We start from the raw sequence: 1,956 nt of genomic DNA, 5'->3' as shown, positions 1-1,956 counted from the left end.
CATCGGCAGGCATCAAATCCATTTCGATTCTGCCCGTTACTTTGCCCATTCCTGAGCCAGTTGGACCAGGACTTCTGTTGCCGCCTGCATTTCCTGAAGGCTGGTCCATTCCAGTGGTGAGTGCGGATTATGTTCGCCCGTCGACAGATTCGGGGTGGGTAACCCCATGGCTGTCAGTAAGGAACCATCGGTTCCCCCGCGCACGATCGTCGTTCGGGGCTCACGGCCTAGTGAGCGGAAGGCGTCGATCGCCTTGGAAATCGCACGCGGCTCTTTGGCCAGATTGTCGCGCATATTGCGGTACTGAGGGCGAGTTTCGATCGTGATCTCGGCCCGGGGATGCTCCGCACGCAGCGAAATCGCGATGGACTCCAGCAGCCGGGCCTGTTCGGCCAGTTGTGGCGCTTCAAAGTCGCGCAGAATCAGGCGTGCTGAAGCTTCCACGACACTTCCTTCAATATGATAGGGATGGATGAAGCCCTGCCGTCCCTCGGTGGTCTCGGGGCTGAGCGTTGCGGTGGGCAGACGCGCAAGAAACTGGCTGAGGATCCGTACGGCGTTGACCATGGCCCCTTTGGCGACGGAGGTGTGCGTGTTGATACCTTTGACGGTGACGACGGCCCCGTCTGCGGAAAAGGTTTCCGTATCGATTTCGTTGGTCCCGGCGCCATCGAGCGTATAAGCCACTACTGCGCCAAGTTTTTTCAGATCGACCTTGTCGGTCCCACGCCCGATCTCTTCGTCACAGGTGAAGCAGAGTCGTACCAGGCCATGCGGGAGCTTTGATCCCTGTTTCAGCAATTCGGCTGCGGCGGACATAATGACTGCGACACCCGATTTATCGTCGGCTCCGAGCAGGGTTGTTCCATCAGTGGTGATCAATGTGTGACCATGGCACTTCGTGAGATCCGGGTTTTCGTCCACCCGGATGACTTTGGTGGGGTCACCGGGAAGGACCAGATCGCCCCCCTGATAATTCTCGTGGAGGACAGGTTTGACATTTTCTGCCGTAAATTCGGGCGAGGTGTCGACGTGAGCCACCCAGGCAATGACGGGAACGTCATGCGGGACAGTGGCGGGGACAGACGCCATGACGATTCCGAATTCGTCGCAGGTGACATCCGCCAGTCCCATTTTGCGGCACTCGTCGGCAAGCAGCTTGCTGAGATTTAACTGCTTGGCAGTGCTGGGGTAAGAGCTACTGGTCTCGTCGGACTGAGTGTCGATCTGGACGTAGCGGAGGAAACGATTGAGCAAAGTATCCATGCGAGGACTTTCCAACTGGAGAGACGACGGGCAGATGGTCGACACAATGTTGGCATAGCAGAACTGGTCCCAAAGAAATTTGGAAGCCTCGACAACTTGACGACCAGAAAACGGATGATAGAATCGGCCTCCCCATCTGCACCGCAGTGTGGGGGCTGCAGAAATGCGAGGGGTCGTAGCTCAATTGGTTAGAGTACCGGACTGTCGATCCGGTGGTTGCGGGTTCGAGCCCCGTCGACCTCGCTTAAAAGCCTTGTTCACAAGTTTTTGTGGACAAGGCTTTTTTCATGCGGTGCCGCTCGAATCGGATCGGCCGTGGGTCTCGTTCGTGTCCGCGATCCGTGGCGGGGCTGATCGTGGGGCAATCGGCGTTTCCTCCCCGCAATAGCTCCCTCTCCCTCTAGCGGGAGTGTTGTCGGGCTTTTGCATGACCCGTGGGTCACGTCAAAAGAGTGGAGCAACCCGGCGAAGTCCCGCAGTCACCTTCGTGATTGCAGCAGCTACGCGGCGGCCCTGACCTGTAGGCCTCGCGCGTGACGAAGGCAGTCACGTGCGAAGGCTGCGACCGGTACGAGCTGGACACTCTGGCCTGGATCACCTGCGGACATCGAGGGAACGTGGCTGGTCGAATGAGCTGGCTGTGAATGAACCGTTGAGCTCGAAGGGTGGGGGGAACAGGGGAAAGAAGCT

Annotated in this window: 1 protein-coding gene and 1 tRNA gene; one reads left to right on the top strand and one right to left on the bottom strand. The window is 58.3% G+C overall.

Translation table 11 applies throughout. The annotated features are described in order from the left end of the window. Nucleotides 1-36: 36 nt before the first annotated feature. The gene (pepT, locus tag VGE80_RS05485; protein ID WP_397568662.1) at nt 37-1,266 is read right to left on the bottom strand and encodes a peptidase T; all 1,230 of its coding nucleotides are present in this window, start codon (nt 1,264-1,266) and stop codon (nt 37-39) included. Nucleotides 1,267-1,435: 169 nt separating this feature from the next. Here pepT and VGE80_RS05480 point away from each other — a divergent pair. Continuing rightward, nucleotides 1,436-1,509, top strand: a tRNA-Asp gene (locus VGE80_RS05480). Nucleotides 1,510-1,956 lie beyond the last annotated feature (447 nt).

The sequence above is a fragment of the Schlesneria sp. genome (assembly GCF_036405755.1).
GTDB classification, from domain to species: domain Bacteria; phylum Planctomycetota; class Planctomycetia; order Planctomycetales; family Planctomycetaceae; genus Schlesneria; species Schlesneria sphaerica.
The sequence above is the reverse complement of the archived record's forward strand: the minus strand, read 5'-3'. Positions and strand labels throughout refer to the sequence as shown.